General features: G+C 64.8%; 15 protein-coding genes and 1 pseudogene. 6 read left to right on the forward strand and 10 right to left on the reverse strand.

Annotated features, from left to right (window positions below):
- Positions 1-314: 314 nt before the first annotated feature.
- Positions 315-1169 carry a hypothetical protein gene (locus tag ABVK50_RS19420; RefSeq protein ID WP_353646962.1) on the forward strand — a complete coding sequence of 285 codons (855 nt, stop codon included), beginning with the start codon at positions 315-317 and terminating at the stop codon, positions 1167-1169.
- A gap of 147 nt (positions 1170-1316) precedes the next feature.
- Here the strand turns inward: ABVK50_RS19420 and ABVK50_RS19425 are convergent, their stop codons facing one another.
- From ABVK50_RS19425 to ABVK50_RS19435, 3 genes are all read right to left on the reverse strand, one after another.
- Entirely contained in the window at positions 1317-1775 is a 459-nt protein-coding gene (locus tag ABVK50_RS19425) for a GFA family protein (protein WP_353645019.1), read from the reverse strand.
- 81 nt (positions 1776-1856) lie between these two features.
- Complete coding sequence (locus ABVK50_RS19430) at positions 1857-2909, reverse strand: serine hydrolase (protein ID WP_353645018.1); 1053 nt, start codon at positions 2907-2909, stop codon at positions 1857-1859.
- A gap of 77 nt (positions 2910-2986) precedes the next feature.
- A complete protein-coding gene (locus ABVK50_RS19435; protein WP_353645017.1) occupies positions 2987-3421 on the reverse strand; it encodes a helix-turn-helix domain-containing protein in 435 nt (144 codons plus the stop codon).
- Positions 3422-3523: 102 nt separating this feature from the next.
- Here ABVK50_RS19435 and ABVK50_RS19440 point away from each other — a divergent pair.
- A pseudogene (locus ABVK50_RS19440) lies at positions 3524-4196 on the forward strand (glutathione S-transferase family protein).
- Positions 4197-4203: 7 nt separating this feature from the next.
- Here the strand turns inward: ABVK50_RS19440 and ABVK50_RS19445 are convergent.
- Positions 4204-4884, reverse strand: coding sequence for a lytic transglycosylase domain-containing protein (locus ABVK50_RS19445; protein ID WP_353645016.1), 681 nt, complete (start codon positions 4882-4884; stop codon positions 4204-4206).
- A gap of 196 nt (positions 4885-5080) precedes the next feature.
- Between ABVK50_RS19445 and ABVK50_RS19450 the strand changes: the two genes are divergently transcribed.
- Entirely contained in the window at positions 5081-5671 is a 591-nt protein-coding gene (locus ABVK50_RS19450) for a methylated-DNA--[protein]-cysteine S-methyltransferase (protein WP_353645015.1), read from the forward strand.
- A 41-nt stretch (positions 5672-5712) separates the two neighbouring features.
- Here ABVK50_RS19450 and ABVK50_RS19455 read toward each other — a convergent pair whose 3' ends face one another.
- The 3 genes from ABVK50_RS19455 to ABVK50_RS19465 all read right to left on the reverse strand — a co-directional run bounded on the left by ABVK50_RS19455 (position 5713) and on the right by ABVK50_RS19465 (position 6806).
- On the reverse strand, positions 5713-6039 hold the full coding sequence (locus tag ABVK50_RS19455) for a hypothetical protein (protein ID WP_353645014.1): 327 nt from the start codon (positions 6037-6039) through the stop codon (positions 5713-5715).
- A gap of 75 nt (positions 6040-6114) precedes the next feature.
- Positions 6115-6420, reverse strand: a complete 306-nt coding sequence (locus ABVK50_RS19460; protein ID WP_353645013.1) for a hypothetical protein — start codon at positions 6418-6420, stop codon at positions 6115-6117.
- Between the two features lie 80 nt (positions 6421-6500).
- The gene (locus ABVK50_RS19465) at positions 6501-6806 is read right to left on the reverse strand and encodes a hypothetical protein (protein ID WP_353645012.1); all 306 of its coding nucleotides are present in this window, start codon (positions 6804-6806) and stop codon (positions 6501-6503) included.
- A gap of 293 nt (positions 6807-7099) precedes the next feature.
- On the opposite strand from ABVK50_RS19465, the gene ABVK50_RS19470 reads away from it, so the two are divergent.
- Positions 7100-7312, forward strand: a complete 213-nt coding sequence (locus tag ABVK50_RS19470; protein ID WP_008835680.1) for a cold-shock protein — start codon at positions 7100-7102, stop codon at positions 7310-7312.
- Positions 7313-7647: 335 nt separating this feature from the next.
- Here ABVK50_RS19470 and ABVK50_RS19475 read toward each other — a convergent pair whose 3' ends face one another.
- On the reverse strand, positions 7648-8259 hold the full coding sequence (locus ABVK50_RS19475; protein ID WP_353645011.1) for a glutathione S-transferase family protein: 612 nt from the start codon (positions 8257-8259) through the stop codon (positions 7648-7650).
- Between the two features lie 89 nt (positions 8260-8348).
- Positions 8349-9227, reverse strand: a complete 879-nt coding sequence (locus ABVK50_RS19480; RefSeq protein WP_353645010.1) for an EAL domain-containing protein — start codon at positions 9225-9227, stop codon at positions 8349-8351.
- Positions 9228-9533: 306 nt separating this feature from the next.
- Between ABVK50_RS19480 and ABVK50_RS19485 the strand changes: the two genes are divergently transcribed.
- On the forward strand, positions 9534-10736 hold the full coding sequence (locus ABVK50_RS19485; RefSeq protein ID WP_353645009.1) for a pyridoxal phosphate-dependent aminotransferase: 1203 nt from the start codon (positions 9534-9536) through the stop codon (positions 10734-10736).
- A gap of 86 nt (positions 10737-10822) precedes the next feature.
- On the opposite strand, the gene ABVK50_RS19490 is transcribed toward ABVK50_RS19485, so the two are convergent.
- Positions 10823-12412, reverse strand: a complete 1590-nt coding sequence (locus ABVK50_RS19490) for an ABC transporter substrate-binding protein (RefSeq protein ID WP_353645008.1) — start codon at positions 12410-12412, stop codon at positions 10823-10825.
- Between the two features lie 282 nt (positions 12413-12694).
- On the opposite strand from ABVK50_RS19490, the gene ABVK50_RS19495 reads away from it, so the two are divergent.
- Positions 12695-14746, forward strand: coding sequence for an elongation factor G (locus tag ABVK50_RS19495; protein WP_353645007.1), 2052 nt, complete (start codon positions 12695-12697; stop codon positions 14744-14746).
- The last annotated feature ends 109 nt before the right edge of the window (positions 14747-14855 follow it).

The following is a 14855-nucleotide window of genomic DNA, read 5'->3' on the forward strand; positions in this document are numbered from 1 at the left end:
CCACCTTCGTCATCCCAGGGCAAGCGCAGCAAAGCGGAGCGCGACCCTGGGATCCATGCCGTACCATCGCGGCAGCGCCCAGCGGTCCAGAACCAGCATACCGCCCCCGTTCGTCATCCCGGAACCGGAGCGAAGCGCAGGTATCCGGGACCCATTGGTCAGAATATCGTCGAGCATGGCCCAACCCTCGCCTTGGCGCGCTTCACTTGAGGCTGCGTTCTTCCGCCGCCGCGGCCGCGCTGCTCAATAGGTCCCGGATACCTGCGCTTCGCTTCGGTTCCGGGATGACGAGGTTTCGCATCGCGATTACCTTCGTGTCAGCATCTGTCAGGAATGTTTTCCCAGGCTTTATCCACACCCCTGCCACTGCCCGCATACTTCGTCCCGGCAGCTTGCCGAAGGGAATGGCGATGGACTGGAATGCGGCGATCGAGAAAAACCGGGAGGCGCTGAAGCGCATCCTGGCGGCGCTTGTCGCCATGGCCGGGCTCTCCGACGGCCGCGCAGGCATGCTGCCGCGCCACCTCCACCGCGCAGTGCTCCGGCTGCTCCGGCCGGCCGAGGCCGCGACGCGTCGGCTGGTCATCGTGGCGGCGCGCGGGGTCGTGGTGGCGCCGCCGCGTCCGCGCAAGCCGGAGCCTGGTCCGCCGATCCCGGGCAAGCCGGCCGGAAGCGCCGTGCCGTCCGGCGCCCGCACAGCCATGCGCCGCCTGACGCTGCCGCTTTTCGACACGCTGCGCCTGCCCCGCCCCCGGCGGCCTGTCGCCAGCGGCGTGCCGCGCATTTGCGTGCCCGGCTTCAGCGCGCCGTTTCCTGTCGCGCCCCGCCGTCCGCCCGCGCCCGACGACCCGGTCGACCCGGCGCGCCTTGGCCGCAGGCTCGCCGCGGTGGCCTCAGCGCTTGACGATCTGCCGGCGCACGCCCGGCGCTTCGCGCTCTGGCGGGTTCGCCGCGACGCCGCAGGCGCGCAAACCAAAAACTGCAACGCCGCGGGCGCGCAAAACAGAAACCCGCGCAATCTCCCTCACGGCCGGCCGCGCCGCGTGTGGCCGCTGCGTCCCGGCCGGCCGCCCGGCTGGCGCCGCCGGCCCGGGCACGAGGTCTACGAGGTTTTGAACAACGCCCACGGACTGGCCTTCTGGGCGCTTGAGCACCCCGACACGTCCTGACGGTTTGATCGCATTGCGATTGTGATTTGAGCCGGACCTCGTCCGATGCCCTGCCGGGCAGCGGGCGAGCGTTGAATCTGTCGCGCTCCGGCCATTCCCATCGGAGGCGTTCGCCGTTTCCTCGCACCGGTGATGAGCGCCTTGGCGTCAGGCCCGCCCCGCCCACTCCCGGTATTCCTTCATCAGCCCGTCATAGGCGTCCATCGGCGGCAGCGTCTCGTAGCTATGCGGCGCGCCGGTCTCAGCGAAGGGCAGCTTCTCGGCCGTCCAGGTCTCGATGAAGGGCGCGAAGTCCGCCGCGCCGTCGAGCATGGGGGTGCGCAGATTGACGAACCAGTCCATGCCTTCCGGCCGCGTGAACATCCAGCTCATGCAGTGCGGGCAGAAATAATGTTTCGTCGCGCCGTGCAGCCCGCCGACCACCGGCTCGCCCGAAATCACCTCGAAGCCGTCGGCGGGAATCGCGGCCGACAGCGAGAAGGCCGAGGAGCTCATCTTCTGGCAGCCGGTGCAGTGGCAGGCCATGGTGACCAGCGGCGCGGCGCTGATCCTGATCTTCACCTGCCCGCAGCGGCACCCGCCCTCGCGTGGAAGTTTCCAGTCCATCGTGGCATCCCTCCTCAAGAGACCGCGACAATAGCGCGGGAGTTATTGCCGGCAAGCGGGAGACGCGGCGTCTCAGCCCCGCTACCCCTCCCTCGCGGTGCCGGCATCCCCGGCCTGCTCGCCCGCCTCCACCGCGCCGATGATCTCGGCAAGCAGCGCATGCAGATCGTCGCGGTGGCCATTGCGCGCCGAAGGGTTGTCCTCCTCGGACGTCATGACGACGGTCAGGCCGAGCTCCGGCGCGATGTAGAGCATCTGCCCGCCATAGCCCCAGGCATAGCGCACGTCCTGCCCGCCGATCGTGCGCAGGAACCAGCCATAGCCGTAGCCGTCGCCGGTGTAGCGCGAATTGGTGCGCGGCCGCCACGAGGTCTCGATCCAGTCAGCCGAAATAAGCTTCTTGCCCTCCGCGGTCCGTCCGCCATTGCGGTAGAGCTCGCCGAAGGCCAGCAGCGAGCGCGGGCTCATCGCCATCTGGTTGCCGCCGAGATAAAAACCCTGCGGGTCGCGTTCCCAGGCGGCGATCGAGAAATCCTCGAGCGGGCCGAGCCAGTCGCGTGCAAGCTGGAGCGTCGAACGGCCGGCTGCGCGCGTCAGTACCGCCGACAGAAGATGCGTCGAGCCGGTCGAATAGAGCATGTTGCCGCCGGGCTCATCGTCGAACGGCATGGCGAGCGCGGCGCGCACCCAGTCGCGGCTCGACACCCAGCGCCCGTAATTCGGCCCGGAGGTGCGCCCCAGCCCCGCCTGCATCGAGAGCAGATGGCTGATGGTGATGTCGTGGATGCGCGGGTCAGGGTTTTCCGGCAGATGCGGCCGCAGGATAGGCGCTATCTTCTGGTCGACGCCCTTGAGCACGCCCTTGTCGATCGCGATGCCGACCAGCGCCGAGACGATCGTCTTCGACGCCGACTTGATGTTGGTGGGCTGCTCCGTCGAATTGCCGCGGTAGCCGCGCTCGGCGAGGATCTTTCCGCCCTGCGCCACGATCACTGTCTCCAGCGGCTCGAGCGCCTCCGCCCGGTCGAGCACGGAATCGAGCGACGCCGGCTCCGGCGGCGCGGCCTGCTGCGCGGATGCAGCGGGCGCGAAGAGGAGGAGAAGGGCGAGAAGGAAGGCTGCGCGTCTGGTCATCGGTGCGAGTTAGGGCCTCCACGCGGCGAAATCACGGACGGCCGCCGCTCCTCACGGCGAAGTGACCGCACATTGTCTCACACCAGCTTTCCAAGCAATGCCGCGAGCGCCGCCGCCTCCCCGGCCCCCAGCCGGTCGCCGACCGCAGCCTGGATCGCCGGCGCGTACACCGCCCACATGCGGCGGCGCAGATCCCGCCCGGCCGGCGTGACGGCGAGCATCTGCCCCCGCCGGTCGGCTTCCACTGCCCGGCGCTCGACCAGTCCCGCCTTTTCCAGCCGGTCGGCCAGCCGGGAAAGATTGTATTGTTCGAAGAGCAGTGCGCGTTCGAGCTCGAACGGCCTCAGCCCCGCCTCGCCCGCCCGCTCCAGCTCCCACAGCGCGTCATACCAGGAAAGCGGCGGCAGGCCGGCCGCCTTCAGCCGCGCCTCGATACTTGCCGTGGCCACGCGGCCTGCCCGCGCAAGCCCGATCCACGCCGCTTCGGTCGCCTCGTCCGGTTTCCTGTCCATAGCTCACACATAGTTGATTTCATGCAGTTGCATCAAGATTGACATTCGATGCAATTGCATCCAACTTCATGCAACTGCATTCATCCTCAAAGGATCGCCGCCATGCGCCAGGAAAGAATAACCCTCGTCTCGTTCGACCTCTGCCCCTACGTCCAGCGCGCCGCGATCGTGCTCGCCGAAAAGAACGTGCCGTTCGAGCGCGTCGACATCGACCTCGAAAACAAGCCGGACTGGTTCAAAACAATCTCGCCGCGCGGAAAGGTGCCGCTGCTGAAAGTCGGCGACGAGGTGCTGTTCGAAAGCGCTGCCATCGTCGAATATCTCGACGAGACCGAGGAGCCGAGACTGCATCCCGGCAATCCCGCGGCCAGGGCGCGCCACCGTGCCTGGATGGAGTTCGGCTCGGCGATCCTCGGCGATATCTGGACGCTGGAGACCACCGCCGACCGCGCGGCCTTCGACAATGCGGTCGCGGCCCTCAAGGACAAATTCGCCAGGGTCGAGGCCGAACTGGGCGAAGGCCGCTATTTCGCCGGCGACGTGTTTTCCATCGTCGACGCGGTGTTCGCGCCCGCCTTCCGCTATTTCGACGTGTTCGACGAGATCGCCGATCTCGGCATATTCGAGGGCCTGCCGAAAAGTACGGGCATGGCGCGCCGAGCTTGCCAGGCGCTCCTCGGTCAGGAATGCCGTTGTAGTGGATTACAATGACCGGCTGAGAGCCTTTCTGCGCCGCAAGAACGGGCTTCTGGCGCGGATGCCTCTGGCGGCGTGAGGTCTGGTTACACGCCGCGCCGGCGGCGGCGGTCCTTGCCGAGCCCCGTCTCGTCGAGCAGGCCCCGTCGCTTGGCGTCGTAGTAATAGCCGCTGGCGTAGAGCCGTACCGAGCGGTCGTGGTCGCCGCCGGCGGTGATATAGGCCCCGCGCAGATATTTGACGGCGTATTTCAGATTGGTCTCGGCGTCGAGCAGGCCGCTGGCCCCACCCTTATAGCCCATGCCGCGCGCCGTATCGTGACGGATCTGCATCAGGCCCCAATAGGGGCCGTTGCGGGCGGCAGGGCGGAAATTGCTCTCGCGCTTGACCACACGGCGGACCAGTTCGACCGGCACCTCGTAATAAGCGGCATAGCGGGTGATCAGCGCGTCGAGTTCCGGACTGCGGGGCCCGACAGCCGCCTGGCCGAAATTGACGGCGGGCGCATCGATACGGGCAAAGGCGCTGGGCTGGAGATCCTGTTGTTCGCTATCCTCGCCGGGCAGCGCGGCCATCACTACGCCCGCATCGGGCCCGGACTCCGCATCCGCGGAAGCAGGGAGAATGGAGACGCTTTCGGGCAGGCTGACTTCCTCGCCGGGCGCCATGGAAAGCTGCGCGCCCATATCGCTGCTGGTGGTGCAGCCCGCGGCCAGGAGCGGCGATAATGCCGTCAGCACGATTAAAATCCGGTGGAAAGCAGGCAAACCCGCACTCGCAATTGATTGAATATGTAGACCCGCCCGCCCGTTCCTTTACACGACGATCGCCCGCGCGGCAATCGGGTGGCGGTTTCGCGATCAAGGCGGCAAGGTCGCGACAGTACCGGGCGGCAATGTTCCCGATTTGTGCTTGCCGTCCGCGCATGCTAACCTTTGACCCGATCCTGGTAAGGAAAGCCCTATGCCTGAAACTGCACAGCAAACCTCGACCTACACTCTGTTCGAAACCGCTATCGGCTGGATCGGCATCGCCTGGAGCGAGGCCGGCCTGACCCGGCTGCAGCTTCCCGAGCGCAGCGAGGCCGCCACCGAACGGCGGCTGCTCGCCGTGATCGCTTCGGACGGCGGCCCCTCCCCGCAGCGCGCCGTCGGCGACCTGCCCGCTGCGATGGCCGCGCTCATTGACGCCTTGCTGCGTTACGCAGCCGGCGAGCCGGTCGACTTCAGCGATGTTCCCGTCGACCTCGCCGGCGTCGATCCGTTCCGCCGCGCCATCTACGATGCGGCGCGAAAGCTAGGCTTCGGCGACACCGCGACGTATGGCGGCCTCGCTGCCGCGGCAGGCCATGGCGGACTGGCACGCGAGACCGGCCAGGCGCTCGGCCGCAACCCGGTTCCCGTAGTCGTTCCCTGCCACCGCATCGTCGCCGCCGGCGGCAAGCTCGGCGGGTTCTCGGCGCCGGGCGGCGCGACGACCAAGGAGCGACTGCTCGCCATGGAAGGCGTGCGGGTCGGCCCTCCGCCGCCAGCGCAGGCCTCGTTCGGGTTCTGACCGGTCCGCTACGCTTCGGGCGACCGTAAATGGCGACCTGCTCAGCGGCGGTGCCGCCGGAAAATGAGGAAATCGTCCGGATCGACTATGATGCACTCACGCACCAGACAGGATTTCGTATCGGCCGCCGGCACGAACGCTGTTTCAGCGACCTCGTTGTGATTGCAGTAGCGCCGGTCGCTCACATAGCGGCCGTAGAGCGGAAGGCTCGGATTGCGCGTCGAACGGTAGCGCAGAATGGCGGCGCCTTCGCCGCGCACCCTCGCCTGCACCTCGGCGCAGGACATGCTGGTGGAGTTGTAGCGCGAAATCGCCTGCGCCTCGGCGGCTATAAGTGAGAAGCAGAGGGCAAGCAGCAGTGGTTTCATGACGAATCCTCCTTTTCGAGGACAAACACGTGCCTAGCCGTACCGGTTGCAATCAACCGCCCAAATTATCACGTTTCAGCGGCCTTCGGGCAAATCTATGGTCACGCATTTGCGCACGAGGCAGGACGTTCCTCCGCGCGACGGCACGAACGCCGTTTCCGCCACCTGCTCCGGTTGGCAGTACCGCCGGTTGGCGACATAGCGACCGTAGAGCGGCAGCCCGGGATTGCGCGTCGAGCGCCATTGCAGGATCGCCGCGCCCTCGCTCTGCAGCGCGGCCTTGATCTCGGCACAGTCCATGCTGGTCGTGGTGTAACGCGATATGGCATGAGCCTCGCCGGCGAGCAGCGCGAGGAACAACGCGAACGACGCTGCTTTCATGGTGGCTTCCTTCTCGAATTGCGTCAGAGCGCATGCTTCATGCTCCACTTCGCGTGGCGCGCCAAAACACCCCTGATCGCCTATCGGTTTCCGCGATTCCGGAAAACTCTCGCGCACCGGTGAACCGGACAGGATCCATCGGCGGCCGGCACGTAAGCGATCTCGGCCCGCTCCTCCATCTGGCAGAACCGCCGGTTGGCGACGAAGCGGCCGTAGAGCGGCAGGCTGGGGTCACGCGTTGAGCGCCATTGCAGGATCGCCGCGCCCTCGCTCTGCACGGCCGCCTGGATGGCGGCGCAATTCATGCTTGTCGAACTGTAACGCGATATCGCATGCGCCTCGACCGCAAGCAGCGACAGGCAAAGGGCAATCGACGCGGCTTTCATGGCGGCCTCCGTTAGCTTGCGCAGTTGCATCTATGGCAAATCAAGCCGGGTTTGTCGCAGCCGCCTAGCCTTGCCAGCAGCGGTTGTGATCACAAGCCGGTGATCGGCCGCTACCGCAACCACTTGTATTCGTCCCCGCTATCATCTATATGAGCCTCGTTGATATTTTCGGCCGATCGATCTAGTAGTCCCGCGATTTTTTCGCGTTTGCTGACGTCCCCCAAAATCTCGATAAAGCGGCCAAGTGGCTATCGCTTGGTCAAACAACGTTGCAAACGTAAGGAAACACAGAAATGGCAACTGGTACCGTAAAGTGGTTCAATGGAACCAAGGGTTTCGGCTTCATCCAGCCTGACAATGGCGGCGCGGACGTTTTCGTCCACATCTCCGCTGTCGAACGCGCTGGCATGTCGAACCTCGTTGAAGGTCAGAAGATCAACTTCGAGATCGAGCAGGACCGCCGCACCGGCAAGTCCTCGGCCGGCAGCCTCAGCAAGGCAGGCTGATTTAACTGGCGCGCCTGGACGAAAGTCCGGAGCGCTCAGCAAGTCACGGATGTACTGGCGGCTGCGCGACAAGCGCGCCGGAGCAGGTCGAACGGAGACCGGGGCAGCAGATTGCTGCAGGCTTCGCGAGACTGGCTCCAGATCAGTCTGACTGGCAGCGGAAGGCGGGGTAATTCCCCGCCTTTTTGTTGTCTGAGCTCAGGCTAACTAACCGCTTGCTCGTCGCTATGGAAAAAGAAGACCCAGCCGACTGACAACTGCGTGGCGCTCTCGAAGTGATTGCACCAGCGGAAGCGCGGAAGCCAGCGTTGCAAATCAGCTGATATCGGCAGTTCCTAAGGCAGCCATTCCTCGGGCACATGCCCCGGATCCGCCCTCACCCGTTCGAGCCAGGCCGAGACCGCCGGATAGGCGCCGAGATCAAAACCTCCCTTGTGAGCGTCGTGCGTGTAGGCATAGAGAGCGATGTCGGCGATGCTCATCTCGTCGCCGGCGAAGAACGGCGTCTGCGACAATTGTTTTTCCATGACGCCCAGCGCCTTGTTGCCGCGCGTCAGGGTCAGTTCGAGACGCTCGGGCGTGGCGTCCTTGGCGCGCTCGGGAAAGGTCAGGATCGCCTTGCGCACCGCGATATAGGGCTCGTGGCTGTATTGCTCGAAGAACAGCCACTGATAGGCGAGGCCGCGGTGATAGCGGTCGGCCGGCAGGAAGCGGGTGCCCTCGGCAAGATAGATCAGGATGGCGTTGGATTCGGCGAGCAGCCTTCCATCGTCCAGTTCGAGCAGCGGCACCATGCCGTTCGGGTTCTTCGCCAGGTATTCAGGCGAACGCGTGGCCCCGACATGCGAACTGACTTCTACATGCGTGAAAGGCCGGCCGAGCTTGGCCATCAGAAGCCGCGGCTTGTAGCAATTGCCGCTGTCGATCATTCCATAGATTGTGGTCATCCGCGTCCGGCTCCGGCCCAATATGAGCGATGCGCCGAACTATCGCGTCGGGCGCAGGAACCATCCAGTCATTTGTTTTGGCGCGTCCATCAACGCCGGTGATGGTTCCTGCCGAGGTTGACGACCTTGCCTCCCCGGCGGAGCAGCGCCTCGATCGGCTGCGGGTTCTCGTTCAATGCCGAACCCGCCAGTGCGGGCGGCGAAAGCAGCATGCCCTGCAGGTAGTCGGCGCCTGCATCCAGCGCCCCTTCCAGCTCGGCTGGCGTTTCGATGCCCTGCACCAGCAGCTTGGCGCCAAGACCCTGAAAGGCGTTGATGACCGCGGGAAACAGCTGGGCCGTCTCGGAACTCTCCTGCACGTCGCGGAACCATGCTCCGTCGATCTTGATGACGTCGGGCTCGATCTGGGTGACGCGGTCGATCGCCGACTGGCCGACGCGAAACTCCGCGATCGAGACGCGCATGCCGCGGTCACGCAATTCTCCGCTCAACGCCGCCAGCGCCTCGGTATCCAGCGTAACAGCGTCGAGGATTTCGCACATGATCATGCCGGCCGGGATGCCCGCTTCCCCGGCGAGTGCGGAAATCGAGTGGGCCGCGCCATCTGGAGCGTCCCAGCCGTCATGATGCGGATCGATGGTCAGATAGAGTTCGAAGCGCTCGGGTTCGTCTATGCCGATATTGCGGTGGTTGCGCAGATGCAGGGTCCGGCACAGGGCTTCCACGAAGGCCCGGTCGGCTTGCGGCGTCTTCTCGAAGAACTCGGCGGGCGCGATGGCGCTTCCCCCGCGAAAAGGCACCACGCGCGCCTCGACCGCGAAAGGTATAAGCTCCGCGCCTTCGCGCCTGAAGATCGGCTGGTGGGCGGTTTTCAGGCGATAATTCCCGTAGATGCCGGTTTCGATGCCGATCTCGTCGACAAAGAGCGCCCGGTCCAGATCCGGCGGATTGTTCTCGGGGTCGGTCATTGGCTGCGCTCCCGTCGGACGGAAGCGTGTGAGCGGCTCGACGGAATCGCGCCAGCGATCCAACGTCGGGAGCTGGAAGATCCGGAAGCTATGCAACGCAACTGCCCTGTTTTGCGGCTCTTGATCGGCCGTTGCGGTGACCTTTAGCAGGGCAAGTTTGACCGGCGGTTAACGCTCGACTTAGGATTGCATCTAACCCCGGGACAACGCGCCGTAGCCTCCGGCACTTGCGATTTCCCGCGCAATCCGACATGAGATGCGCGGCCGATTTCCTTGCCGAAACCATGAACTGGAGACATTGCTGTCATGGCCTTCCTTGCCGACGCCCTTTCACGCGTAAAGCCCTCCGCGACCATCGCGGTCACGCAAAAAGCGCGTGAGCTGAAAAATGCCGGCCGCGACGTGATCGGCCTCGGCGCCGGCGAACCCGATTTCGACACGCCCGACAATGTCAAGAATGCCGCGATCGACGCGATCCGGCGCGGCGAGACCAAATACCCACCGGTCTCCGGCATCGCGCCGCTGCGCGAGGCGATCGCGAAGAAGTTCAAGCGCGAGAACAATCTGGAATACCGCCCTGAGCAGACGATCGTCGGCACAGGCGGCAAGCAGATCCTGTTCAACGCCTTCATGGCGACGCTGAACCCCGGCGACGAGGTCGTCATCCCGACGCCGTACTGGGTCAGCTATCCCGAGATGGTGGCTCTCTGCGGCGGCACGGCGACCTTCGCCGAGACGACGATCGACAATGGCTTCAAGCTGACCGCGGCCGCGCTCGAAAAGGCCATCACCCCGCGCACCAAATGGCTCGTGCTGAACTCGCCGTCGAACCCGTCGGGCGCCGCCTACAGCGAAGCCGAGCTCAGGGCGCTCGCTGATGTCCTGTTGAAGCACCCCAATGTCTGGGTGCTCACCGACGACATGTACGAGCACCTGACCTATGGCGACTTCGTCTTCAAGACGATCGCCGAAGTCGAGCCGGCGCTCTACGGCCGCACGCTGACCATGAACGGCGTGTCGAAAGCCTATGCCATGACAGGCTGGCGCATCGGCTATGCCGCAGGACCCGTCGAGCTGATCAAGGCTATGGACATGATCCAGGGCCAGCAGACGTCCGGCGCCTGCACGATCGCCCAATGGGCGTCGGTCGAAGCGCTCAACGGCCCGCAGGATTTCATCGCAAAGAACAAGGCGATTTTCCAGGCCCGCCGCGATCTCGTCGTGTCGATGCTCAACCAGGCGCGCGGCATCACCTGCCCCTCGCCCGAAGGTGCATTCTACGTCTATCCGTCCTGCGCCGGTCTGATCGGCAGGAAGACCGCGTCAGGCAAGGTCATCGACAATGACGAGACCTTCAGCGCCGAGCTTCTGGAGGCGGAAGGCGTAGCGGTGGTGTTCGGCTCGGCCTTCGGCCTCGGGCCCAACTTCCGCATCTCCTACGCCACGTCCGAGGCGCTTCTGGAAGAAGCCTGCACGCGCATCCAGCGCTTCACAGCCTCGCTGAGCTGACGAGGGCTGCAGGACAAAGCAAAGCCCCGGCAGGTTCCCACCCGCCGGGGCTTTTTCTTGCTTACGCCGGTCGGTCTAGGCGTCCGTTATGCGTTCAGCCAGCATTTGGTCAGCGCGTGGCCGCCCATCAGCTCGCCGTTCGGGTCGTCGACCCAGCCGCCGACCTTGTCGCTGGTCGCGTCGATATAGTTGTTGAACATCGGCACGATCACGCCGCCTTCGTCGCGCAGGATCACCGCTGCCTGACGGTACAGCGCCTTGCGCTTGGCCTCGTCGAGTTCGGAGCGCGCTGCGAGGATGAGCTTGTCGAAATCCTCGCGGAAGAAGCGCGTGTCGTTCCACTCGGCTTTCGATAGATAGGCGATCGAATAGACCTGGTCCTGCGTCGGCCGGCCGGTCCAGTAGGACATCGAGAAGGGCTGCTTGTTCCAGACTTCGGACCAGTAGCCGTCGCCGGGCTCGCGCTTCACCTCGATGGTGATGCCGGCCTTTGCCGCGCTCTGCTGGTAGAGTTGCGCCGCATCCACGGCGCCTGGGAACGCCACGTCGGAGGTTCGCAGCAGCACTGGGCCGCTATGGCCGGATTTCTTGTAGTGGAACGCCGCCTTTTCCGCGTCGTAGACGCGCTGCTCGATATCGTCGTCGAACAGCGGATAGCCCTTGATCATCGGCGTATCGTTGCCGACCGTGCCGTAGCCGCCGAGGATCTTCTGCACCATCTCCTCGCGGTCGACCGCATATTTCAGCGCCAGCCTCAAATCGTTGTTGTCGAATGGCGCCGTGTTGCAGTGGGCGATGAAGACGTAATGGCCCTTGCCCGGCACGTTGCGGATTGCGACGCCGGGCACGCGCTTGACCAGTTCGACGATCTTCGGCTCGACCCGGTTGATCATGTGCACCTGGCCGCCCTGTAGCGCGGCGGTGCGCGCCGTCGAATCGTTGATGACGACGATTTCGATCTGGTCGGCATGGCCGCGCCGGTCGCTGCCCCAATAGCCTTCGTGGCGCTCGGCCATGTGGCGCACGCCCGGCTCGTTTACCACCACCTTGTAGGGGCCGGTGCCGACGCCTTCGGTCGGGTTGTCCTTGCCGCCGTTCGGCTGGATCATCAAATGGTAGTCGCCGACCACATAGGGAAGGTCGGCGTTCGGCTCCTTCAGCGTGATGACCACCGTGTCGCCGTCGGCCTTGATTGTCTTGAATCCCTGCACGAAGGGCAGCGCAGCCGACTTCGACTCGGCGTCGCCATGGCGCTCCAGCGTCGCAACGATGTCGGAAGGCGTCAGGTCCTTGCCGTTGTGGAAGGTCACGCCCTTGCGGATCTTGAACGTCCAGGTCTTGGCGTCATCGGAAGCGCCATATTCCTCGGCGAGCCGGTATTCGATCTCGCCGGTGGGCGAGACCTCCAGCAACTGCTCGCCCCAGCAGCGGCCGAGCGTATAGGGAACCTGGCTCGACCAGGTGCCGGGATCGAGGCTGTTGGTGGATTCGCCGCCGACGAGTCCGGCCTTGAGCACGCCGCCCTTCACGGGCGCCTGTGCGCGTGCTGCGCCCGCGAGCAGCGAATTGGCGAATGTCGCAGTGACGCCGAGCGCGGCGGCGCGGCCTAGAAAATCGCGGCGCGACATCCTTCCGCTGACAACGCTGCGGCTCAAGAATTCAAGCTCTCTGGACATCTGCGGCTCCCTTTGTTTTTGCTTTCCCGCAGCAATCCTGCATCACGATTGGCCGAATGGCCATTGGGCCACGCCATGACAATTCGCCCAGTCGAACGTGCTGGTGGACCAATCCGGTTTTGGCCTTTACGGACCTTCACCGGCCGGCTTGCCTCTTGCCCTCCCGCCTCTCCCATGTGACGATGAAATGACGGCGGGACCAGACCGGTCCCGCCCCGCGACGGCCGGATGAGGCCGGCCGCCGCCTCGATGGTCAACATTTGAGGAGGAGGTCGTCTCATCATGGGAAATCGCGCAGGAGGAAGACGCACGGGACCGAAATGCATCGCCATCGTCGGTCCCTTCGCAAGCGGCAAGACCACACTCCTTGAAGCCATTCTGGCTCGAAGCGGAGCAATCCCCCGACAAAATCCCGTCTCGTCAGGCAACACCGTTTCGGATCATTCCGCCGAGGCGCGCGCCCATGCGATGAGCGTGGAAGCCACCGTGGCTTCGATCGACTTCATGGGCGACAGCCTGACCTTCGTCGATTGCCCCGGTTCGGTCGAGTTCGCCTTCGAGGCCGAACCCGTCCTGGCAGCCTGCGACATAGCAGTGGTGGTGGCCGAGGCCGACGAGAAGAAGATTCCTGCCCTGCAGCTCATCATGCGCAAGCTCGACGATCTCGGCATCCCGCGCATCCTGTTCTTGAACAAGGTCGACAAGGCCGTGGCCGGCGTGCGCGACACGCTGAAGATGCTGCAGCCGACGAGCTCGACTCCGCTTCTCCTGCGCCAGATTCCGCTGCGCAAGGACGGCATCGTCATCGGCTCGATAGACCTGGCGCTGGAGCGCGCTTACATCTACCGCGAGCACGCCGAGAGCGAGATCACCGAGATTCCGGGCGACGAGAAGGCGCGTGAGGTCGAGGCGCGCTTCGCCATGCTGGAGACGCTGGCCGATCACGACGACCTCCTGATGGAGCAGCTTCTCGACGAGATCCCGCCGCCGCGCGACGCAGTGTTCGACGATCTCGCCGCCGATCTGCGCGAAGGCATGGTGACGCCGGTCCTCATCGGCACGGCCGAAAAGGGCAATGGCGTGCTCAGGCTCCTGAAAGCCATCCGCCACGATGCGCCCGATGTCGAGGCGACCAGAGAGCGTCTCGGCGCGCCCGAGGGGAATGGCGCCTTGGTGCAGGTCATGAAGACCATCCACACCGCCCATGGCGGCAAGCTGTCGATCTCGCGCATCTTGTCGGGGAGCGTCCCCGACGGCTCGGAGTTGTTCCTGCCCGGCGGAGCCACCGCCAAGGTCTCGGGCATCTACCGCATGCTCGGTAAGGATCAGACGAAGCTCACTGTCGCAAACACGGGCGATACGGTGGCGCTCGGCAAGCTTGAGGATGTCCACACTGGCCAGACACTAAGCTCCGCCAAGGGCGGTGCGGCACAGCTCGTCGACCTGAAGCCGGCGCAGCCGGTCTATTCCTTCGCGCTCAGACCCAAGGAGCGGAAGGACGAAGTCAAGATGTCGACGGCCCTGCAGCGGCTGGCGGAGGAGGATCCCTCACTCCTCCTGCGCCACCAGCAGGAAACCAGCGAGACGGTGATTTCGGGCCATGGAGAAATGCATCTGCGCGTCACCGTGGAGCGCCTCGAAGGCAAGAACCAGATCCCGATCGAGGGCCGCGCGCCGGCTGTGCCCTATCGCGAGACGATCCGCAAATCGACGCAGCAGCGCGGCCGCCACAAGAAGCAGTCGGGCGGCCACGGCCAGTTCGGCGATGTTGTGCTGGAGATCAAGCCGCTGCCCCGCGGCTCCGCGTTCCAGTTCACCGACACCATTACCGGCGGCGTGGTGCCCAAGACATATATCCAGTCGGTGGAGACCGGTATTCGCGACTATCTCAAATCCGGACCGCTCGGCTTTCCGGTCGTGGACGTCGCCGTCAACTTGTCCGATGGCTCCTATCATGCCGTCGATTCCTCCGACATGGCTTTCCAGATGGCGGCAAAGATCGCCATGAGGGAGGGCATGGCCGCGTGCTCGCCGGTACTTCTCGAGCCGATCATGAAGGTGGAGATCTTCACGCCCTCCGACGCGACGGCCAAGATCACCGGCATCATACCGCAGCGCCGTGGCCAGATTTTGGGCTACGACGCCCGCCCCGGCTGGCCCGGATGGGACGTGGTCGAAGCGATGATGCCGCAATCGGAGATCGGCGACCTGATTATCGAGCTGAGATCGGCAACCTCCGGCGTCGCCAGCTACCGTGCCGAATTCGACCACATGGCCGAATTGACCGGGCGGCTTGCCGACGAGGCGATGAACGCCAACGGCAAGGCTGCTTGAGGGTCGTAAACGACAAAGAAAAACGGCGTCCGAAGATCGAACGCCGTTTTTCGCGGACCGTACCGCCGTTGGGGAACGGGCGGGAGGATGGCGGCACGTCAGGTCCGCC

This window comes from Mesorhizobium sp. WSM2240, assembly GCF_040438645.1.
In the GTDB taxonomy this organism is placed as follows: Bacteria; Pseudomonadota; Alphaproteobacteria; order Rhizobiales; family Rhizobiaceae; genus Allomesorhizobium.

What these genes read in the sequence shown, in the direction of transcription:
- ABVK50_RS19435 (WP_353645017.1), bottom strand. Translation starts at nt 3,421, where the DNA reads ATGGACAGGAAACCGGACGAGGCGACCGAAGCGGCGTGGATCGGGCTT.
- ABVK50_RS19430 (WP_353645018.1), bottom strand. Translation starts at nt 2,909, where the DNA reads ATGACCAGACGCGCAGCCTTCCTTCTCGCCCTTCTCCTCCTCTTCGCG.
- ABVK50_RS19480 (WP_353645010.1), bottom strand. Translation starts at nt 9,227, where the DNA reads ATGACCGACCCCGAGAACAATCCGCCGGATCTGGACCGGGCGCTCTTT.
- ABVK50_RS19455 (WP_353645014.1), bottom strand. Translation starts at nt 6,039, where the DNA reads ATGAAACCACTGCTGCTTGCCCTCTGCTTCTCACTTATAGCCGCCGAG.
- ABVK50_RS19460 (WP_353645013.1), bottom strand. Translation starts at nt 6,420, where the DNA reads ATGAAAGCAGCGTCGTTCGCGTTGTTCCTCGCGCTGCTCGCCGGCGAG.
- ABVK50_RS19450 (WP_353645015.1), top strand. Translation starts at nt 5,081, where the DNA reads ATGCCTGAAACTGCACAGCAAACCTCGACCTACACTCTGTTCGAAACC.
- ABVK50_RS19475 (WP_353645011.1), bottom strand. Translation starts at nt 8,259, where the DNA reads ATGACCACAATCTATGGAATGATCGACAGCGGCAATTGCTACAAGCCG.
- ABVK50_RS19490 (WP_353645008.1), bottom strand. Translation starts at nt 12,412, where the DNA reads ATGTCCAGAGAGCTTGAATTCTTGAGCCGCAGCGTTGTCAGCGGAAGG.
- ABVK50_RS19465 (WP_353645012.1), bottom strand. Translation starts at nt 6,806, where the DNA reads ATGAAAGCCGCGTCGATTGCCCTTTGCCTGTCGCTGCTTGCGGTCGAG.
- ABVK50_RS19495 (WP_353645007.1), top strand. Translation starts at nt 12,695, where the DNA reads ATGGGAAATCGCGCAGGAGGAAGACGCACGGGACCGAAATGCATCGCC.
- ABVK50_RS19425 (WP_353645019.1), bottom strand. Translation starts at nt 1,775, where the DNA reads ATGGACTGGAAACTTCCACGCGAGGGCGGGTGCCGCTGCGGGCAGGTG.
- ABVK50_RS19485 (WP_353645009.1), top strand. Translation starts at nt 9,534, where the DNA reads ATGGCCTTCCTTGCCGACGCCCTTTCACGCGTAAAGCCCTCCGCGACC.
- ABVK50_RS19470 (WP_008835680.1), top strand. Translation starts at nt 7,100, where the DNA reads ATGGCAACTGGTACCGTAAAGTGGTTCAATGGAACCAAGGGTTTCGGC.